21 protein-coding genes are annotated in these 18422 nt (G+C 67.4%); 10 read left to right on the plus strand and 11 right to left on the minus strand.

The features are described from left to right. Positions 1-89 precede the first annotated feature (89 nt). From CRP45_RS22565 to CRP45_RS22570, 3 genes are all read left to right on the plus strand, one after another. Entirely contained in the window at positions 90-815 is a 726-nt protein-coding gene (locus CRP45_RS22565) for an SDR family NAD(P)-dependent oxidoreductase (protein WP_097246818.1), read from the plus strand. 227 nt (positions 816-1042) lie between these two features. Further along, positions 1043-1183, plus strand: coding sequence for a hypothetical protein (locus CRP45_RS33965; RefSeq protein ID WP_179830974.1), 141 nt, complete (start codon positions 1043-1045; stop codon positions 1181-1183). Then, complete coding sequence (locus CRP45_RS22570) at positions 1180-1623, plus strand: SRPBCC family protein (RefSeq protein WP_097246820.1); 444 nt, start codon at positions 1180-1182, stop codon at positions 1621-1623. The genes CRP45_RS33965 and CRP45_RS22570 overlap by 4 nt, the downstream gene beginning before the upstream one ends. A gap of 102 nt (positions 1624-1725) precedes the next feature. On the opposite strand, the gene CRP45_RS22575 is transcribed toward CRP45_RS22570, so the two are convergent. Continuing rightward, on the minus strand, positions 1726-2721 hold the full coding sequence (locus CRP45_RS22575; RefSeq protein WP_097246821.1) for a helix-turn-helix transcriptional regulator: 996 nt from the start codon (positions 2719-2721) through the stop codon (positions 1726-1728). Positions 2722-2823: 102 nt separating this feature from the next. Between CRP45_RS22575 and CRP45_RS22580 the strand changes: the two genes are divergently transcribed. Then, positions 2824-3222, plus strand: coding sequence for a VOC family protein (locus tag CRP45_RS22580; RefSeq protein ID WP_097246823.1), 399 nt, complete (start codon positions 2824-2826; stop codon positions 3220-3222). A gap of 33 nt (positions 3223-3255) precedes the next feature. Here CRP45_RS22580 and CRP45_RS22585 read toward each other — a convergent pair whose 3' ends face one another. Beyond that, positions 3256-3429: a site-specific integrase gene (locus CRP45_RS22585; RefSeq protein ID WP_218841184.1), complete on the minus strand. Its 174-nt coding sequence runs from the start codon at positions 3427-3429 to the stop codon at positions 3256-3258. A gap of 16 nt (positions 3430-3445) precedes the next feature. Beyond that, entirely contained in the window at positions 3446-3634 is a 189-nt protein-coding gene (locus tag CRP45_RS22590; protein WP_097246825.1) for a hypothetical protein, read from the minus strand. Positions 3635-3816: 182 nt separating this feature from the next. Here CRP45_RS22590 and CRP45_RS22595 point away from each other — a divergent pair, with 182 nt between their 5' ends. Beyond that, entirely contained in the window at positions 3817-4155 is a 339-nt protein-coding gene (locus tag CRP45_RS22595; RefSeq protein ID WP_097246826.1) for a hypothetical protein, read from the plus strand. A gap of 539 nt (positions 4156-4694) precedes the next feature. Here CRP45_RS22595 and CRP45_RS22600 read toward each other — a convergent pair. The 3 genes from CRP45_RS22600 to CRP45_RS22610 all read right to left on the minus strand — a co-directional run bounded on the left by CRP45_RS22600 (position 4695) and on the right by CRP45_RS22610 (position 6586). Next, complete coding sequence (locus tag CRP45_RS22600) at positions 4695-5279, minus strand: hypothetical protein (protein WP_097246827.1); 585 nt, start codon at positions 5277-5279, stop codon at positions 4695-4697. 126 nt (positions 5280-5405) lie between these two features. Next, positions 5406-5789 carry a hypothetical protein gene (locus CRP45_RS22605; protein WP_245910340.1) on the minus strand — a complete coding sequence of 128 codons (384 nt, stop codon included), beginning with the start codon at positions 5787-5789 and terminating at the stop codon, positions 5406-5408. 188 nt (positions 5790-5977) lie between these two features. Then, positions 5978-6586, minus strand: a complete 609-nt coding sequence (locus tag CRP45_RS22610) for a TetR/AcrR family transcriptional regulator (protein ID WP_245910342.1) — start codon at positions 6584-6586, stop codon at positions 5978-5980. Between the two features lie 53 nt (positions 6587-6639). On the opposite strand from CRP45_RS22610, the gene CRP45_RS22615 reads away from it, so the two are divergent. Both CRP45_RS22615 and CRP45_RS22620 read left to right on the plus strand, forming a co-directional pair. Next, on the plus strand, positions 6640-7485 hold the full coding sequence (locus tag CRP45_RS22615; protein ID WP_097246829.1) for an alpha/beta fold hydrolase: 846 nt from the start codon (positions 6640-6642) through the stop codon (positions 7483-7485). 229 nt (positions 7486-7714) lie between these two features. Continuing rightward, the gene (locus CRP45_RS22620) at positions 7715-8938 is read left to right on the plus strand and encodes an AI-2E family transporter (protein WP_245910343.1); all 1224 of its coding nucleotides are present in this window, start codon (positions 7715-7717) and stop codon (positions 8936-8938) included. A 338-nt stretch (positions 8939-9276) separates the two neighbouring features. On the opposite strand, the gene CRP45_RS22625 is transcribed toward CRP45_RS22620, so the two are convergent. The 3 genes from CRP45_RS22625 to CRP45_RS22635 form a co-directional block, all read right to left on the minus strand. Then, positions 9277-10914: a long-chain fatty acid--CoA ligase gene (locus CRP45_RS22625; RefSeq protein WP_097247183.1), complete on the minus strand. Its 1638-nt coding sequence runs from the start codon at positions 10912-10914 to the stop codon at positions 9277-9279. A gap of 157 nt (positions 10915-11071) precedes the next feature. Beyond that, positions 11072-12007, minus strand: a complete 936-nt coding sequence (locus CRP45_RS22630; protein ID WP_097247184.1) for a cation diffusion facilitator family transporter — start codon at positions 12005-12007, stop codon at positions 11072-11074. A 287-nt stretch (positions 12008-12294) separates the two neighbouring features. Continuing rightward, positions 12295-12687: an ArsR/SmtB family transcription factor gene (locus CRP45_RS22635; RefSeq protein WP_067785484.1), complete on the minus strand. Its 393-nt coding sequence runs from the start codon at positions 12685-12687 to the stop codon at positions 12295-12297. Positions 12688-12801: 114 nt separating this feature from the next. Between CRP45_RS22635 and CRP45_RS22640 the strand changes: the two genes are divergently transcribed. Then, on the plus strand, positions 12802-14265 hold the full coding sequence (locus tag CRP45_RS22640; protein ID WP_097246830.1) for a flavin-containing monooxygenase: 1464 nt from the start codon (positions 12802-12804) through the stop codon (positions 14263-14265). A 167-nt stretch (positions 14266-14432) separates the two neighbouring features. Here the strand turns inward: CRP45_RS22640 and CRP45_RS22645 are convergent, their stop codons facing one another. Both CRP45_RS22645 and CRP45_RS22650 read right to left on the minus strand, forming a co-directional pair. Then, positions 14433-14825 carry an SCO5389 family protein gene (locus tag CRP45_RS22645; RefSeq protein WP_097246832.1) on the minus strand — a complete coding sequence of 131 codons (393 nt, stop codon included), beginning with the start codon at positions 14823-14825 and terminating at the stop codon, positions 14433-14435. Between the two features lie 68 nt (positions 14826-14893). Beyond that, the gene (locus CRP45_RS22650; protein ID WP_097246833.1) at positions 14894-15958 is read right to left on the minus strand and encodes a nitronate monooxygenase; all 1065 of its coding nucleotides are present in this window, start codon (positions 15956-15958) and stop codon (positions 14894-14896) included. A 281-nt stretch (positions 15959-16239) separates the two neighbouring features. Between CRP45_RS22650 and CRP45_RS22655 the strand changes: the two genes are divergently transcribed. After that, positions 16240-17043 carry a M23 family metallopeptidase gene (locus CRP45_RS22655; protein WP_245910344.1) on the plus strand — a complete coding sequence of 268 codons (804 nt, stop codon included), beginning with the start codon at positions 16240-16242 and terminating at the stop codon, positions 17041-17043. A 222-nt stretch (positions 17044-17265) separates the two neighbouring features. Then, entirely contained in the window at positions 17266-18249 is a 984-nt protein-coding gene (locus tag CRP45_RS22660; protein WP_097246836.1) for a LuxR C-terminal-related transcriptional regulator, read from the plus strand. Positions 18250-18422: the final 173 nt, after the last annotated feature.

Genomic DNA, 18422 nt, shown 5'->3' on the forward strand with positions numbered 1-18422 from the left:
GCGCTGACCGCGACCGATATCCGTGCGGTATGGCCGCATACCCGGTCGGTCTTGGACGCGCTACCCGAGGCCGAATCAGGATCGACGGTATGAGTGCACAGACGATCGCGATGGTGACCGGCGCGAACAAAGGAATCGGATACGAGATCGCGGCGGGCCTGGGCGCCCTCGGCTGGCGAATCGGTGTGGGCGCGCGGGATCAACAGCGCCGCGACACCGCGGTGGAGAAGCTACGTGCGGCCGGAACCGATGCGTTCGGTGTACCGCTCGACGTGACCGACGACGCGAGTGTGGCCGCTGCGGCCGATCTCATCGCCGACCGAGCAGGAGGCCTCGACGTCCTCGTCAACAACGCCGCGATCACCGGCGGTATGCCACAGACGCCCACCACGGTCGATCCCGCGACCGTACGAGCTGCCGTGGAAACCAACGTGATCGGCGTCATCCGTGTCACCAACGCGATGCTGCCCATGCTGCGCGGCTCGGCATCACCGCGAATCGTGAACATGTCCAGCAGCGTCGGCTCTCTCACCCTACAGACCACGCCCGGCACCGAGACCGGCCCGATTTCCGCCGCGTACTCAGCGTCGAAGACCTTCCTCAATGCCGTCACCGTCCAATACGCAAAAGAACTGAGCGACACCAACATCCTGATCAACTGTGGCTGCCCCGGTTTCACCGCTACCGACCTCAACGGCTTCCGCGGCTACCGCACCCCCGAACAGGGCGCGGCAATCGCGATTCACCTCGCGACCCTCCCCGATGACGGGCCGACCGGCGGATTCTTCGACGACGCCGGAACAGTGCCCTGGTGACAGGCTCACTGGCGAACGGACACATCCTGTTTTCGGCTAGTAGCAGATGTTCAAGCGCCGCGGTCGCTCTCGCCGCCCACTGCCCCGCGCTGGCCGGTTCGGTCAGCGCGACCAGCGGCATTATGGTGCGTTCACCAACGATTCAGCTTCGCGGCGAGCTGGTGTTACAGCAGTTGCCGTAGTAGTTCAGCTCGGCGGGCGGCTCGACGGCGAGCGTTCTCGGGCTCATGGCCGGAACCGGACCGGTGTTTCCCTGGGAGTGCGGCCTGGCTGACTGGTTCGTCGGCGAGGCCAGTGGGGCTGATCAGGTCGTGGTCATCTACGTCCAGAAGATGGTCCGGGGCTTCGTGGAGGTGGTGCGCCGGTGATCGCTGACCCGCAGTTGGATCCCGCCGCGGTCGAGCTCGGCAACTTCTTCCGGCAGCCGCCGGAAGCTGTATGGCGGGCGTTGACCGAGCCGGACTTGCTGCAGCGGTGGTTGCTGCGACCGACCGGCTTCGCAGCGTCGGTCGGGACTCGCTTCCGGTTCACCGTTCCAGACTCGGCCATCGATCAGATCCGCTGCGAGGTGCTGGCGGCCCGGCCATACGAGCAGCTCACCTACAGTTGGGTCTATCCACAGGCCCAATATCCCGCCCGCTGTGTTGTCGACTGGCGGTTGCAGCCGCAGGGGCGTGGCACACGACTTCTGCTGACACAGACGGGGTTCGACATCGTAGATCGCCGACAACGCATGATGCGCAACGCCGTCGAGCGCAACTGGAAACGGCTCCTTCTGCCGCGGCTCGGTGAGGTGATCCACCACTGAGTCGCGCAGGGTAATGGGACTGGCCGACCCCGCCGACGACCGTTCCAGGAAATGCACTCAACTCGGCATTACCGTGCGTTCGCGCCATGTGGCGGTGTGGGTCTACCTCTGGGTTTGGAATCGGCCGTTGGCGGCCGCGGTAAGTCGGCGAGCCAGGGCGCGTACGGCGTCATTGAGTATGTCGGGGTGTTCGATGACGAATGGGCGGTTCAGGCCGGCGAGGACGGGGGGAATCCAGTCGAGTTGTTCGGCCCGGATTCGGACCTGGACCCACGGGCGGGTGTCAGGGGGCGGCGAGTCGATCTCATGTATGGTCGCGATCGTCTCGGGGAGCAGCGGGCGGACCTGGGTGAGCGTGCCCTGAACTCGGATCGATACCTCGTGCCGATAGGGCGCCGTGGCAAGTGCGGACAGCAGATGAGCGGCCGGCTCGAATCCTGTGGGCGGAGCGAAGGTTCCGGGCAGTGTGATCACTGCGGTGATGCGGTCCAGCCGGAACTGGCGTAGTTCGTCGCTGTTGCTGTCCTTCCCTGTCAGGTACCACCGGCCGGAGTGGTCGACGAGCCCGTAGGGGTGCACGGTCCGCTCGCTGGGTCGCCCGTTTCGGTCGGTGTAACCGATCGCGACCGGTCGGTGCTCGCGTGTGGCCTCGGCGATCCGGAGGAGGACGGCGGTCTCGACAGCGACTTCCGGGCGCGTGTCGGCGGTGAATTCGACGGTGTTGATCAGTGCGTCGAGCCGGGCCGTCAGACGTGGGGGCAGGACGCGGCGAAGTTTGGCCGTCACGCTGTCGGCTGCGCGGGCAGAAGCTGTCGACCGGTGTGCGCCGCGGCTGGTGAGGAGCCCGAGCAACACGGCCACCGCCTCGTCGTCGGTCAGCATCAGCGGCGGCATCCGGTAGCTGGGGGCGAGCCGGTACCCGCCATAGCGGCCTCGCACCGATCGGACCGGGATATCCAGGTCGGTGAGATGGGTGACGTATCGCCTGACGGTGCGTTCATCGACGCCGAGCCGTCCGGCGAGTTCGCCGACGGTATGCGTACCGCCGGTCTGCAGCAGCTCGAGCAAGGCCAGTACTCGGGCGGTGGGGCGCGTCATCGGGAAATTCTCGCACCTATACCGGGCGGAAACTGTCCGGTATCGACTCTAACGTGGCATGCGGCGGGGAACCTCCGCCTCATCCGACAGCAGGAGCACACAATGAAGCTCGTCTCGATCCGCCTGATCACCGACGACATCCAACGGCTGGTCAGCTTCTATCAGCACGTGACCGGCGCCGAAGCAACCTGGGCTACACCGGATTTCGCCGAAATCGCCACACCCGCCGGTGCACTCGCGATCGGAAGCGCCCGTACCGTGGCGCTGTTCGCGGCGGGCAGCGCCCGCCCAGCCGACAATCACACCGCGATCATCGAATTCCTGGTCCCCGACGTCGATGCCGACTACCGGCGGCTGCGGGATACGGTCGAGGACTTCGTCAACGAGCCCACGACGATGCCGTGGGGGAACCGGTCGCTGCTGTTTCGCGATCCCGACGGCAACCTGATCAACCTCTTCACCCCGGTCACCGTGCAGGCCGTCGCAAAATTCGCCGGTTGACATCACTCATCGGCATGTGCGCGTGTTGAGTTGTTATGTGCCCGAAGCCATGTAGGCGGCGAGGATGTAATTCGGGTGGCGGTCGAGATTGGTCCGAGCACGGTCGTAGCGCGTGGTGGTGCGAGGGTCAGCGTGGCGGGCGGCGATCTGGACGTCGCGGAGGACTCCGGCATCGAGCATGGTGGTGACGAAGGTGTGGCGCAGCATAGAAAGACGTTCGCAGCTACGGTCTACCCAGATCGATCCAGCGTTCCTCCAGCAGATCCACGCACTCATGGATCCCCGGGCACGGGTCGGGCAAGCTCTCTCGCACGGCCTGTATCGCATGGATCTTGCGGCCGCTATGGATCAACTCGTCGAAACGCGAGCGCAGTTCAGTCGGCATGCGCTCCCACAGCGCGTGCTCCACCACCAGATCCTCCTCTGCTCGTAAGCTGCCATCGTCAGTACCGCGTCAGCCCGTCCGACGGTACCGACGAGCAGGTCGTGCGCCCATGCCGAAGCCCACTCGACTTTGCCGAATACCGTGACCAGCAGCACACTGGATTTCGAACCGATCGGTCGAATTCTCGTGGACTACGGCATCATTGGCGGATGGAGTTCCAGCTGGCATTGTCGGCCGCGCCCGGCAGTCACCAATTCTTCATCGTGATCGAGCCGGAGGCGATGGAATACGAGTTCCCGAAGGAAAGCAAGGTTGTCCTTGCGTTCCGCGGGCCCGATGCGATGCTGGCCGAACTGGCCCACTACCCGGATGCAGTGGTCATCTGGCGGCCAGCGGACACCCAAGTCTGGGCCACAACCGCCGATGGGCGATGTGAGCAGATCGCGGGGTTCGAAGACAATCCAGCGCCTGGCCTCGACACGGGTGGAAAGCCGCTGGATCGACCACTGCGGCAATTGCTCGAGAGCACCTTCTACAACCAGACCTAATTGCCCCGCATCGATCAGTGGAAGGCGAGATCGACACGACCAGCAGCTCCTGATGATCTGCGCCAGCACAGGTCTCGGTCGCCGCCGCCCAGAACGCACGGGTCGCCGCATGAGCGGATGATCGGGTAGCCGCTATCGGGTCGGTCCGCTGAGCGCCGCGGTCCCGCCTTCGAGTACCGGCTGGCCACGCGCCAGAATGATGTCGTGCGTTTTCGTGGCAGCCTTCCGTTTCGCGGTCGGATCGTCTGGCTCACTTCCGATCAAGGCGGCCGTTCCTCGGGACCACCACGCACGCCTACCGATCAGGACTACGCCGCAACAGCATTCGTCCCTCCGCACGGCGTGCAGGAAGGGCTGGCCTCATTCATCCTGCGAGTCGAAGACCGATCGGCGTGGTGCTCACCTGCCAGTGCCGGATGGCTGGCCGTTGAGAACACACCGATGACTGAATTCGCGCGATCGTGCTGCCCTGCGGACCTGCTCGACAGCACTCCGTTTCGGAAGCCGCCGACACTCTGAACCTCACGGTATTCGACGTGTCAGCGAACTCTCTGGCCGATTGCGCGTAACACCTCCGCCAGCCACACCAGGTGGCTTCCGATCGCTCGATCTGGATCGGCCAGTAGATCCGTCAGATGCTGCCACGACCACGAAAGTTGCCCCACGGTCAGCTCGGCTGGAGTGCGGTTGACGTCATACAACTCATCCTGCGGAATCGACCAGAAGTAGTCCTCGTCCAGGCAAACGGTATCGCCGTCAGTGGCAGCTTCGAGATGGTTCAGAAGCAACTCGACGGACCTGCGCAACTCAGTCAGGGATATATGCAGTTGCCAATCGGTCATGAGGACCATCATGTCCGGATCCAGCGAATTCCCTGAAATCGTCATTACCGAGCGTTTCAGCGTGCCCGAACCCGCAAGCCAGCTGCTACGAGATACTCCTCGCGTGCCGACGATGCAAGCAAACCGGTCGACCCGCACCTCGCCGACCGGCAGCAACGACGAACCGACAAACCGGAAGCAGACTTCCACATCACCTTCCTCGACGAAGCCGAGGGCGAGGCACTGGCCCAGCAGCAGGCCAACGTCTTCCTCGAGATCGCACGATGGCAAGCGGCCCAGCAAGACGACAGAACCACCCGCCTATAACTGACAGTCGGCTTCGATCACCAACCGCCCACCCAAAAACCGCAGGTCATCCCCGTTCCCATGTTCGACACGCCCCGCCGAGGGCACCACGTGACTGCTTGCCTACGTGAGGCAGAGAATCGTCACCAAAGGGAAGATCACCAATGGCGTCGCGAAGACGAGGTTGGCGGGAGTGGAGTAGTGGAAGGCGTCGATGGGGATGGATGCCAGGACTGCCGCGAACAACTGACCGCAGATCACCAGCCACGCTCCGGCCGCTATCAGATGGCGCCCGAACATGTTGCCGCGCAAGACAAGCACCGCGCCGCAGCCCAGCATCCCCGCGACGACGAGGAAGGCGAAGCACAGTAGCGCCAGCAGGTTGTCGGCGGTGATCATCGAGTTGCCGACAGACAGGTAATCCCGGTCCTGCCACTTGCCTTCCTGCGACTGCACGCAAGCGCCGAGCGATTGCATGGTCCAGATCAGCGCGCCGAGGATCGCCAAGCAAGCCGCGACTCGATAACGCCCCCGCCAGGATCGGTCCCAGATGCGGTTCCCGCGCACCACGGCGGATTCGCTCCCAGCCATCAGTTCCCCCCGTTCCGAGCTAACACCCTCGCTGACAGACATTATCGGCTCAGTTGATGTCGCTTGGCCTACAGACGAGTTCGGCGACGAGCGATTCGCCCTGGCTACCGGCGGACTTCCGTGGAAGCTCCGGCTAGCATCTCATCGACCCGCGCCGCCATCGCGCGCCCGGCGGAATGCAACGGTTCCGCAGACCGCAGCGTTCGGCTCAGGACGAAAGCGCCCTCCAGGGCGCTGAGGATCGCCAGGATCAGGTCGCGGGCGGGGGTGGGGGCGACGCCGCGGCGGACGAAGTAGTCCGTTCCTTGCTCGATCCAGAATCCGATGACCTCGGCCGCGACTGCGCGCAATTCCGGTTCGCTGTCGGCGATTTCGCCTGCGACGGTGCCGACGGGGCACATGTTGATCCAGTCGGTTTGCTCGATTTGTTCGGCGGCGGCGGTGAAGGCGGCGGGGACCGCCTCGCGTAGGTCGTCGTAGGGGTCCATGAGGAGGGGGAGGAGTTGGATGTAGGCGGCGCCGGAGGTGCGTAGGGCCGCGGCGGCGATCTGGGGCTTGCCCGCGGGGAAGTGGTGGTAGAGCGAGCCCATCGGTGCGGCCGCCGCCACGGTGATCTGTTTGACGCTGGTCGCGCTGTAGCCGCGGGTGCGCATCAGTTCCGCCATGGCCGTGACGAGGCGCTCGCGGGTACCTGTTGACATCTTCTCGGTCACCGTTCCAGACTAGAGCAAACACTCTAGAGCGATCGCTCGAATGGAGGAAACCGATGCCGACCGTCGATCTTCCCGCTGGTCAACTGCACTATGTGGAGCGCGGCGACGGGCCGCCGGTGGTGCTGCTGCACGGGCTGCTGATGAACCACACGGTGTGGGACGCGGTGCTCGACCGGCTGCCCGAGGGGTTCCGGTACGTGCTGCCGGATCTGCCGCTCGGCGCGCATCCGATTCCGCTGAAGGCGGGGGTCGACCTGAGTCTGCGCGGATTGAATCAGCTCATCGCGGATTTCCTGGCCGCGCTCGACTTGCGCGATGTGACCCTCGTCCACAGCGACTGGGGCGGCGGGCTGTTCCTCACCGCCTACGGCCTGGACGAGCGGGTCGGCAGGCTGATCGTGCTGCCGTGCGAGGCGTTCGACAACTTTCCGCCCGGCCTGCCCGGCAAGATGGCCACGCTTGCCACCGCGCTGCCGGGCGGAATCACCTTGGCGCTGAGGCAATTACGGGTACGGTGGCTGCGGTCCTCGCCGCTGCTGTTCGGCTGGATGGCGCGTACTCCGCTGCCGGACGATCTGGTGCGCGGCTGGACCGAGCCCGGTTTGCGCGACAAGCGGATCCGCCGGGATCTGCTCGCCTACACCAAGTCCGGGTTCGCCAAGCCCGAGCTCATCGCGAATACCGAAGCGCTGCACGACTTCTCGGGTGACGCACTGATCCTGTGGTCCTCGGCCGACAAGGTGATGCCGCGCGAGCACGGTCGCCAACTTGCCGAGTTGATACCGCGCGCCCGCCTAGTCGAGATCGAGGACGCCTACGTGCTGTCGATGCTCGACCAACCCGCCGCGGTCGGCGCCGCCATCTCCGACTTCCTGATCGGCGACCGGGCGCAACGGTAGGGCGGCTGAGTGCGGCCAGCCGGGGGCACGCAGGTCGGGTGAATGAAGGTCGCGTCCAGTCGGCCCTGGCGGGATGAAGGTGGCCTTCGGTCGGTTACCGCATCGGACCATTCTGGACGCGGCACTAGCCGTGGTGTTATTGGCGGCGCAGCGCGCGGTAGTGAGGGCGGGTCGCATCCGGCGCGGGTCGCAACCGGGGATTCGGGGCGGAATCGACCACACTGGGCGAGTGGCCGCCTACCCGCCCGACGCCGAGTCGGGTCCCGAGGCATCGGAGCCCACCGGCTCCGAGGTCGCGGCGCGCGGGGAGCCGGAAGAGGGGACTCAGCAGAGCCGGTCGACCGAGCAGAGCCGGATGCCCGCCTGGTTGCCGAGGGCGCTGATACTCGCCTTCCTTTTACTAGGTGCTTTCCAACTGCTCGACTGGGCGGCGCACCGCTTGATCGGGTTGTTCGTCGTGCTGTTCGTGGCGTTCTTCGTCTCGCTGGCGATGGAACCCGCGGTGGACAGCCTGGCCGCGCGCGGGATGTCCCGAGGATTGGGCACGGCGGTGGTGTTCGTGCTGGTGTTCCTGTTCGTCGCGGGGTTCGTCGTCGCGCTTGGAGTCCTGTTGGTGGAGACCGTGCACGACCTGGTGATCGAACTGCCGCGGCTGGTGGACGATCTGGTCGACTGGGTGAACCGCACCTTCGGCCAGGACTTCACCCTCGATCAGCTGCGTGAACAGCTGACCAAGGACACCGACACCCTCACCGGCTACGCCGAGCGCGCCGCGAACCACGCGTGGGGACTGTCCGCCACGATCGTCGGCGGGCTGGCCAAACTGCTGCTGATCGCGCTGTTCAGCATCTATCTCACCGCGGGAGGGCCGAGGCTGCGGCGGTCGCTGTGCTCGCTGCTGCCGCCGACCAGGCAAGACGCCGTGCTGCGCGCCTGGGATCTCGCCATCCAGAAGACGGGCGGCTATCTCTACTCCCGGGCGCTGCTCGCGGTGATCTCCGCGGTCGCGCACGGCGTCTTCCTCGCGGTGCTCGGCGTGCCGAACGCGATCGCCATGGGCGTGTGGTTCGGCGTGGTCGCCTCGTTCGTGCCGACCGTCGGCACTTATCTCGCCGGCGTGCTTCCGGTGCTGGTCGCGCTCACGATCCGGCCGCTGGACGCGGTCTGGGTGATTCTGTTCGTCATCGTCTACCAGCAGTTCCAGGACTACGTGCTGCAACCGAAGCTCACCGCGCGCACCGTGGACGTCAATCCGGCCGTCGCCCTGCTCGCCGTGCTCGCGGGCGGTGCACTGCTCGGCGCGGTCGGTGCACTACTCGCCATCCCGGCCACCGCCACCGCGCAGTCCTTCGTCAGCCTCTACCTGAAACGCTACGAGGTCGCCGAAGACCCGCGCATCGACCGCGCCCAAGCCAAACGCGCCCGCCGAGCCACAGCCGACCCCCCACCCTGACAGCCTTCGCCCGCTCCCAGCGACCCACACACCCCCGCCCACCACGGTCGAGACCGCCCTCGGCCGGTTCATAGGACAGTTCAGGTGAATGAAGGTCGCCTCCAGTCGGTCTGGCGGGATGAAGGGTGCCTTCGGTCGGTTACGCGCCGACCATTCTCGACGCGGCACCAGCGCAAGGCTCGACCCGGTGGCGCGCAGCGAGTCCGGGGGCCTGACCGCGCGAGGCCTGGTTGCGGTGGCGCGCGGCGAAGCCGGAATCCGATCGCGGGCGGAACATGTCGCTGACAGCGCGAAGCCCGATCCCGCTGGCGCACAACGGGACCGGGCTTCGGGCTAGCTCAGGAGAGTGTGGTGACGGTCAGATCGCCATCCGCGTACTGGGCGCGCAGGCGCTTCTTGTCGAACTTGCCGACGCTGGTCTTGGGCACCTCCGCGATGAACGTCCACCGTTCGGGCAGCTGCCATTTGGCGAACTTGTCGGCGAGGAAGTCGCGCAGTTCCTCGGCCTTGGCCTCGGTGCCTTCCTTCAGCACGATCGCCACCAGCGGCCGCTCGTCCCACTTCTCGTCCGGCACGCCGATGACGGCGGCCTCGGCGACCGACGGGTGGCCCATGACGGCGTTCTCCAGATCCACCGAGGAGATCCACTCGCCGCCGGACTTGATCACGTCCTTGGAGCGGTCCACCAGCGTGAGGTAGCCGTTCGGGCTGATCTTGCCGACGTCGCCGGTGCGCAGCCACCCGTCGTCGAACTTGTCCGGGTCGATGACTCCGCCCTCGGGGGAGTAGTAGGAGCCGGTGATCCACGGACCGCGAACCTCCAACTCGCCGAGGGATTCTCCGTCGTTGGGCACCACGCTGCCGTCGTCGCCGACCAGCCGCGCCTGCACGCTGGCCGGGAAACGGCCCTGGGTGTAACGGTATTCCCACTCCTGCTCGCCGGTGACGCCCGCGGGCGGGTGCGCGACGCTGCCCAGCGGCGAGGTCTCGGTCATGCCCCACGCGTGCAGGATGCGCACGCCGTGCTGCTCCTGGAACGCGCGCATCATCGACGGCGGCACCGCCGAACCGCCGACCACCGCGGTGCGCAGGTGCGAGATGTCTTGGGGCTTGGCGGCCAGACCCGCCAGCACGCCGCCCCAGATGGTCGGCACGGCCGCGGCGAAGGTCGGCTTCTGATCGGCCATCATCTCCAGCAGCGGACCCGGCTGCAGGAACCGGTCGGGCATCAGCACATTCGCGCCCGACATCAGCGCCGCGTACGGCAGGCCCCAGGCGTTGGCGTGGAACAGCGGAACGATCGCGAGCACGTTGTCGGCGCCGCTGAAGCCCATGCCCATCGGAGAGCAGACCTGCATGGCGTGCAGCCAGTTGGAGCGGTGCGAGTACACCACACCCTTCGGGTCACCGGTGGTTCCCGAGGTGTAACACATTGCCGCAGCGGACTTTTCGTCGATCACCGGGAAGTCGAAGGTGTCGGACTGGGCGGCGAGCAACTCGGAGTAGGAGTGCACCTGCACACCCTCGGGAGCCTGCAACGCCGACGCGTCACCATTGGCGACGATGACATGGCGCACCGTCTTCAAATTCGGCAGATACTGGGCGAACATCGGCACCAGCGTGCCGTCCACGATGACGACCTGATCCTCGGCGTGATTGGCCACGTACACCAGCTGCTCGGGGAACAGCCGGATGTTGAGCGCGTGCAGCACCGCACCCATCGCGGGCACCGCGATGTAGGCGACCATGTGCTCGTTGTTGTTCCACATGAAGGTGCCGACCCGATCACCGACACCGATGCCGAACCCGCGCAGCGCATTCGCCAGCCGAGCCGCCTCGGTGCCCATCTCGCGGTAGGTCATGGTGCGCACGCCGGTGCCGGTCCAGGTGGACACGGTGCTGTCGCCTTGGAAGGTAGCGGCGTACTTCAACAGCGTCGCGAGCGAGAGCGGCTCGTCCTGCATGGTGCTCAACATCGGGTACTCCTTATCCGCGTGGCCGACATGAGCCACGTCACATCGGCGATGCTACCGAACGGCGGTCACACCGCGAGCGGCCGTGACGGAAATCAAAAGGAGGGGCATATGCCCTCAGTTTTCCCAGGTCAGCGCGGCAATCGAAAAACGTGATCTGTCAACGAATATGGGCCGGATAAGCGTGGACAAGTGCGGTATCGAGCTTCGGCACAGCGTGCGTGAGGGTGTGCTCGGCCTCGTGCGCGAGGCGGTGCGCGTCGGCTAGCGTGATGGTCGGCGCGACGTCCAGCTCGACGTCCGCGTGCAGCCGGTGCCCGATCCAGCGCATGCGGACGCTGCGCACGCCCTCGACGCCTGGCTCGGCCGCGAGCGCCCGCTCCGCGCTCGCCACCAGCCCGGGTTCGACCCCGTCCATCAGCCGGTGGAAGACATCGCGCGCCGCGGTGCGCAGCACGGCGAGGATGGCCAGCGTGATCAGCAGGCCGACGATCGGATCGGCGAGCGGGAAGCCAAGTGCCACACCGCCCGCGCCGAGCAGCACCGCCAGCGAGGTGAAACCGTCTGTGCGCGCGTGCAATCCGTCCGCGACAAGAGCCGCCGACCCGATTCGCCGCCCGACCCGAATGCGGTAGAGCGCCACCGTCTCGTTGCCGAGGAACCCGATGAGCCCGGCCAGCGCGACCCAGCCGAGGTGGTCGATCGCCACCGGATGGATGATCCTGCGCACCGCCTCGTACCCGGCGACCAGCGCGGAGAGCGCGATCATCGCGACGACGAACAGCCCGGCGAGGTCCTCGGCCCGACCGAAGCCGTAGGTGTATCGGCGGGTGGCCGGCCGCCTGCCGAGCGCGAACGCGATCCACAGCGGCACCGCGGTGAGCGCGTCGGAGAAGTTGTGGATGGTGTCGGCGGCCAGCGCCACCGACCCGGAGGCCGCGACGACGAGCGCTTGAAGGACGGCGGTGATGCCGAGGACGGCGAGGCTGAGCTTGACGGCGCGGATGCCGATCGCGCTGGCCTCGAGCGCGTCATCGATGCTGTCGGCGGCGTCGTGGCTGTGCGGGACGAAGATCTCGCGGAGCGCGCCGCGCAGACCGCCGGGGTGATCGTGGTCGTGGCTATGCCCGTGCCCGTGCCCGTGCCCGTGCCCGTGGCCCTCGCCCTTGCCCCGGCTCTGCTCGTCCGCGGAGACGCGGCCGTGCTCATGGTCGTCGCCGTGTTCGTGCTCATCGCCGAGTTGGTGGCTGTGATCGTTGCCGCGCCAGTGGTCGTCGTCGTGCGCGCAGTCGGGGCCTGCTGGGTGGACACGGCGGTGCTCTGCCTCGCTGCCCGCGTCAGTCCGCGACGACAACCCCTGTCCCGCATGCCGTTTCGTATGACTCACCGCGTCGCTCGATTCCGATTCGGCAGTTCCACCACCGCGCCGTCGCCGCGGTGGTGCGGCGGGACGCCGGGTCCGGCGTGCTCGGCGTTGTACACCGCGTCCACCACCAACTGGCGGACGTGCTCGTTCTCCAAGCTGTAGAAGATCGTGGTGCCGGCCCGCCTCGGCCGCACCAGCCGGGCCATCCGCAGCTTCGCAAGGTGCTGCGAGACCGACGGCGCGGGCTTGCCGACCGCGCCGGCCAGGTCGTTCACCGACAGCTCGCGATCGACCAGCGCCCACAGCAGCTGCACGCGGGTCGGCTCGGCCAGCATCCTGAACACCTCGACGACCAGCCCGACCTGGTCCTCGGCGAGCGGCAACCGCGGTTGCTCGCTATCTGCATTCATACGCAGATAATAGAACAGCGTGTCCGGCTGAGCCATGGACAATGTGGCCGAAAATGTCGATTAGGTGACCGCTGATGCCTCGGTGGCGAACGTCGCCCGCTTTACGCTCGAACCATGTCAACGCCGTCCATCATCATCATCGGGGCCGGTTTCGCGGGGCTCGGCATGGCGCTCGAGCTGCGGCGCGCCGGGCTGGAGAATTTCACCATCCTGGAACGGGCCGCCGATCTCGGTGGGGTCTGGCGGGAGAACACCTATCCGGGCGCTGCCTGCGATGTGCCCTCACCGCTGTACTCGTGGTCCGCCGAGCCGAAATCCGATTGGCCGCGGCGCTTTTCCGAGCAGCGCGACATCCACGACTACATGCGCGGCGTCGCGCGCAAGCACGACCTCGCCCGCTACATCCGCTTCGGCACCGAGGTCACCGACGCCGAATTCGACGAGGGCACCGGCCGCTGGCGGGTCAGCACGGCCGACGGCGCGCAGCTCGACGCCGACATCCTCATCCCGGCGGTCGGCCAGCTGTCCAGGCCCGCGCTGCCGAACCTGCCCGGCATCGACACCTTCACCGGCGTGGCCTTCCACTCCGCCGAGTGGAACCACGACGTCGACCTGACCGGCAAGCGGGTGGCCTGCATCGGCACCGGGGCCAGTGCGATCCAATACATTCCGCGCATCCAGCCGAAGGTCGAGCACCTCACCCTCTTTCAGCGTTCGGCGGCCTGGGTGCTGCCCAAGCCGGACGTCGAGTACAGCGCGCTGCACCACGCCATGTTCAAGTACTTTCCGCCGAGCCGGTGGGCCGAGCGATTCGCGATCTGGTCGTTCTTCGAAGTGCTCGCGCTCGCGCTGACCGACATCCCGGCCATCAAGTCCCCGGTGATCGCGCTGGCCGACCGGCACCGCGAAAAGCAGGTCCCCGACCCGGAATTGCGCGCGAAGCTGACCCCCGATTACGCGGCGGGCTGCAAGCGCGGCCTGTTCTCCAACGAGTACTTTCCGGCGCTGGCCCAGCCCAACGTCACGGTGGAGACGACGGCGATCGAGGCGGTCACGCCGACCGGCATCCGCACCGTGGACGGCGTCGAGCACCCCGTCGACGTGATCGTCTACGGCACCGGTTTCAAGGGCACCGAGTTCCTCGCCCCGATGAACATCTACGGCCTCGGCGGCCGCAAGCTCGCCGATGTCTGGGGAGACGCGGGAGCCCGTGCCTACCTGGGCCTTTCGGTCCCGAACTTCCCGAATCTGTTCATGATGTACGGACCGAACACCAATGTCGGCTCGGGCTCGATCATCTACATGCTGGAATCGCAGGCCCGCTACATCCGACAGGTGGTGGAGTACCTGGCCGAACACCCTGGCCGCTTCCTCGCCGCCCGCGCGAACGTCGAACAGCAGTGGGACGACTGGCTGCAACGGCGGCTGAAGGACACCCCGTGGAACTTCTGCTCCAGCTGGTACCGCAACGCGGCGGGACGCATCACCAACAACTGGCCCGGCGCCACGGTCCTCTATCGCTGGAAGACAAGGACTTTCGACCCGTCCGACTACGACGAGGCCCGCGTCGGCGTCTGAACGCGCGAAACGCCCCCGTTCGGTCGTCCTCCTGCACCGACCGAACGGGGGCGAATCTTCTTGCCCCACGGGCGCTGTCGGCCCCAACCGCCGACAGCCCCCGTGCGTGCCGAACGACTATACGTACGACCGCTGCGGCCGTGCGCGAGTGCATCCGGCGGAGCCCGTCAGCAGTTGCGCAGCTCCGGGCTCTGGTTGAGTAGCTGAGCCCGTGGGCCGATGAAGGTGCGGTAGGTCTCGCCGCCGACCGCCGCGATCGGGAAGGCCGCCACCCGGTGGCAGTTCTGGAAGGCGAGCTTCACGCCGAAGTGCCGCTCCAGGCCGCCGCGGATGGCGTCCGAGGCCAGGGCGCGCAGCAGCTGACCCCGGGCCACCTCGTCCGGCGGCGGGACCACGTTGTCGGCGAATTCGGCCGTGCCCGACTTCAATTCACCGGCCACCCGGCTCACGACCTCCCAGGCGTAGGGCAGCGAGTTCCGGACACATTCGACGAATTCGGCGTCGTCGACTTCGCCACGCTCGGCGCGTTCGAGCAGTGCGGCGGGAACATCGAGGGACATGGCGCTCTCCTCCTTGGGAAGGGGTGGATGGCGGTGCGATGCCCCTGAAGTCTAATCGAAAGTGGTTGTCAACAATCCTGGATTCGCCGCGAAAGTGCCGAGTTCAGTGCGGTTTTCGTCGCGGCGGCCAGCTGGGCGACCAGTTCGCGGGCCGGTAGCTCCGGCGTCAGCGCTTGGGTTTGGCCAGCCCACAGGTTCACTTCCTCGGGGTTGCCCGCGGCCCGCGCCGCGGCCCGCAACGGCCCTGTCGCGTAGTGGATTTCCGGGTACGCGGCGGGCGCCGTCGCGCTGTGTTCGTCCATGAACTCGTTGCGCAGGCCGCGGGCGCGCCGTCCGGTGAACGCGCGCGTCAGCATGGTCGATGCGGTGCTCGGCAGCGCGGCGCGATGCACCGGGTTGGTGCCAGCCTCGGGGCAGCGCAGGAAGACGGTGCCGAGCTGTGCCGCGGGCGCGCCCGCGGCGAGCGCGGCGGCGATGCCCGCGCCGGTCGCGATGCCGCCCGCGGCGACGATCGGCAGGTCCACCGCGGCGGTGAGCAGTTGCAGCAGGGCGAGCAGGCCGAGCGGATCGGCGGCGTCGTCGGCCACCCGGTCGACGAAGGTGGCGCGGTGCCCGCCCGCCTCGGCGCCCTGGGCGATCAGCACGTCGGCGCCCGCGGCCACCGCGATCTCGGCCTCGGCGACGGAGGTGACGGTCACCCAGACCTCCGAGCCCGCCGCGTGCAGCCGGTTCACCTCGGCGGCGGTGGGGCAGCCGAAGGTGCAGGTGACGACCGCGACCGGCGACTCGACGAGCAGATCCAGCTTGGCGTCCCAGTCGTCGGTGTCGTGCTTCGCCGCGCCGAGTTCGTATTGGGCGCCGAGTTCGGCGAGATAGTCGGCGTAGTCCGCGGGCGGGGTGGGCGGTCCCGGCGCGAAGAGGTTCACGCCGATCGGCGCGTCGGTGAGGGTTCGAGTCGCGGCGATCCGGGCGGCGGTGTCTGCCGCGCTGAGATAACCGGCGGCAAGCACCCCGAGTCCGCCTGCTTCCGCGACCGCCGCCGTCAGCTCCGGAGTCGATGGCCCACCCGCCATCGGAGCGAGCACGATCGGGACGCGCAATTCGTCGATGATCACGGTCCAAGTCTCGCCCATCGAGACCTGTGATCCAGCCCTCACCTGCGACTTCGCAATCGAAGGTTGCGGAATGGTCACGACAGGGTAGAGTTCCCGTCACAACGGATGCCGAAACGTTACAAACGTCGGTCACCGGGAAACCTGAGCCTCGGAAATCGCGGCCTCACGAGTTCACCGGGATCTCGTTCGCAACGCGGCGGCCTTCGTTCGGAAATGTCGTCGGACGCTAGGACGAAGCATTGTCGCAGCACCGGGTAGGCCCCAGTTCCATTACCGTCGAAAGCCTCATCGGCGACGGCGTGACGGGTCGGCCGACGCGGCACCGCGCCGAGTCGTCGCAGGTCGAGCGGGTCCGCGCGGCCGCGGGCGCGGCCGTCGCCGCCGGTGCCCTGATCGGCGGTGTCGCCCAGATCGCTCCGGCCATCGCCAACGCCTCGCCGCTGGCGCCTTCGCGCGACGCCGACCAGGCCGCCGACGAGATCACCTTCAAGGGCACCGCCGAGATCCAGAACGTCGCGGCGGCCAAGCAGGTCGCGGCGCCGGTCGCCGAGGTCGCTGCCCCCGCGCCGGAGGCGACCCAGGTGGCCGCCCCCATCGCCGCCCCGTTCGGCTTCAACAACCTCCCGCCCGAGATCGCGGGCCCGCTCGCGCAGGTCGAGGACATCCTCAAGGGCGTGCAGCAGCAGGTCGCCCCCGCGCCCGCCGTTCGCCCGGTCGCCGGCGCGATCAGCTCCGGCTACGGCACCCGCTGGGGCCAGTTCCACTACGGCGTCGACTTCGCCGACCAGCTCGGCGCGCCGATCCACTCGGTCAGCAACGGCACCGTCATCGAGGCGGGCCCCGCCTCCGGCTTCGGCCTGTGGGTGCGTGTGCTGCAGGACGACGGCACCACCGCCGTCTACGGCCACGTCAACGACATGTACGTGACCGAGGGCCAGCGGGTCCGCGCGGGTGACGTGATCGCCTCCGTCGGCAACCGCGGCCAGTCCACCGGCCCGCACCTGCACCTGGAGATCTGGGACCAGAGCGGCGCCAAGATCGACCCGCTGCCGTACCTCGCTTCCAAGGGCGTCCCGATGCACTGGGGCCCGTCCGCCCACTGACTTCCACTGTCCGCCAGTGCGACTCAGGCGTAGCTCCGCCTCCGCTGCGACCAACCGCGGGTTGATCCCGCTGTCGGCCGCGTCGGTCAGGCGTACGCCCGCCATCGCTGCGGCCGTGCGCGGGCTGACGACGGGCTGTCGTCCGGCAGCGCCCGCCTTCGCTCCGGCCATGCGCGGACTGAGGACGGACTGCCGTCCGGCAGCGCAAGTTAGGCTCGCCTTGTGACCGATCTGGGCGATATCTTCGAGCCGGGATCACCGCACGGGCGCACCTACGCCGTGCTGGTGCACCACCCCCGATCCGGCCTCGCCGATATCGCGCGCTATCTCGACGTGCCGCCGGAAGAGGCCGCCGCGACCCTCGAACTCCTCTGCGCGATGCAGGCCGCCGTCCGGCTCGAGAACGCCGACGGCGAACCGGTCTGGGACGCGCACGCCCCGGAATCGTTGTCCGAGGCCGAGGCTCGGCGCCGCCAGCACGAGATCAACCAGATGCACGCCGCGGCAGCACGTCTCAGCGAGACGTTCCGCTCGGTGCGACGTTCGCCGCGCGGCAACGGATCCGTGGTCCCGGTCTTCGAACGCCTGGAGATGCTGGCCGATTTCGAGGAGATGCAGACCTCGGCGCGCACTTCGGTCAAGATCATCGAACGCGGCCCCTACCTCAGCGACATCGAGCGCGAGAACCAGCAATACCTGTTGAAACGGGCCAGGATCGGCGAGGGCATCCGCTACCAGACCCTCTACCAGGACACGATCTACCAGGACGCGGAACGACTACGGCACGCGCTGTCCACCAACGCCAGCGGCGCCCAAGCGCGCACGCTGCCCGAACCGCCGTTCAAACTGATCATCGTCGACGACGAGCGAGCGAACCTGGTGCTGCACGCCGACGAACGACGTCCCGACCCGATGGGTCTGCGCTTCACCGGATCTCCCGCGCTGCGCCTGCTGGTTCGCACCTTCGACGTGCTGTGGTCGCTGGCCGCGCCGATCTCGGTGAACCCGAGCGCCGACGAACTCGACGACCGCGACAAAGCGATCCTCACCCTCATGGGCCTCGGCGCCACCGACGACACGATCGCCCGCAGGCTCGGTATGTCCCGCCGCACGGTCGTCCGCCGCACCGCCCGTCTGCTCGAGCGCCTCGGCGCGAGTACCCGATTCCAGGCCGGTGTACAAGCTACCCGTCGCGGGTGGCTGTGAGCCGCCACAAGTGGGTGAAGGTAGCCTCGACCAGGAATGTAACGCGGCGCGAGCGTCAGCGATTGGTGTCATAACCGAGTAGATCAGACCGGTCGGCCTGTTGCGGCCGCCCGCCTACACTGATGTGATTGCTCGGACCGCGCCGACCCACGGCAGTTCAGGATGGGCGGGGA

Origin of the sequence: Nocardia amikacinitolerans, from assembly GCF_900215415.1 — a bacterium.
GTDB classification, from domain to species: Bacteria; Actinomycetota; Actinomycetes; order Mycobacteriales; family Mycobacteriaceae; genus Nocardia; species Nocardia amikacinitolerans.

Coding starts and splice junctions, on each gene's coding strand:
- CRP45_RS22615 (WP_097246829.1), top strand. CDS start 6,640: ATGCCGACCGTCGATCTTCCCGCTGGTCAACTGCACTATGTGGAGCGC.
- CRP45_RS33965 (WP_179830974.1), top strand. CDS start 1,043: ATGGCCGGAACCGGACCGGTGTTTCCCTGGGAGTGCGGCCTGGCTGAC.
- CRP45_RS22580 (WP_097246823.1), top strand. CDS start 2,824: ATGAAGCTCGTCTCGATCCGCCTGATCACCGACGACATCCAACGGCTG.
- CRP45_RS22625 (WP_097247183.1), bottom strand. CDS start 10,914: ATGTTGAGCACCATGCAGGACGAGCCGCTCTCGCTCGCGACGCTGTTG.
- CRP45_RS22635 (WP_067785484.1), bottom strand. CDS start 12,687: ATGAATGCAGATAGCGAGCAACCGCGGTTGCCGCTCGCCGAGGACCAG.
- CRP45_RS22575 (WP_097246821.1), bottom strand. CDS start 2,721: ATGACGCGCCCCACCGCCCGAGTACTGGCCTTGCTCGAGCTGCTGCAG.
- CRP45_RS22595 (WP_097246826.1), top strand. CDS start 3,817: ATGGAGTTCCAGCTGGCATTGTCGGCCGCGCCCGGCAGTCACCAATTC.
- CRP45_RS22640 (WP_097246830.1), top strand. CDS start 12,802: ATGTCAACGCCGTCCATCATCATCATCGGGGCCGGTTTCGCGGGGCTC.
- CRP45_RS22645 (WP_097246832.1), bottom strand. CDS start 14,825: ATGTCCCTCGATGTTCCCGCCGCACTGCTCGAACGCGCCGAGCGTGGC.
- CRP45_RS22585 (WP_218841184.1), bottom strand. CDS start 3,429: ATGCTGCGCCACACCTTCGTCACCACCATGCTCGATGCCGGAGTCCTC.
- CRP45_RS22565 (WP_097246818.1), top strand. CDS start 90: ATGAGTGCACAGACGATCGCGATGGTGACCGGCGCGAACAAAGGAATC.
- CRP45_RS22650 (WP_097246833.1), bottom strand. CDS start 15,958: ATGGGCGAGACTTGGACCGTGATCATCGACGAATTGCGCGTCCCGATC.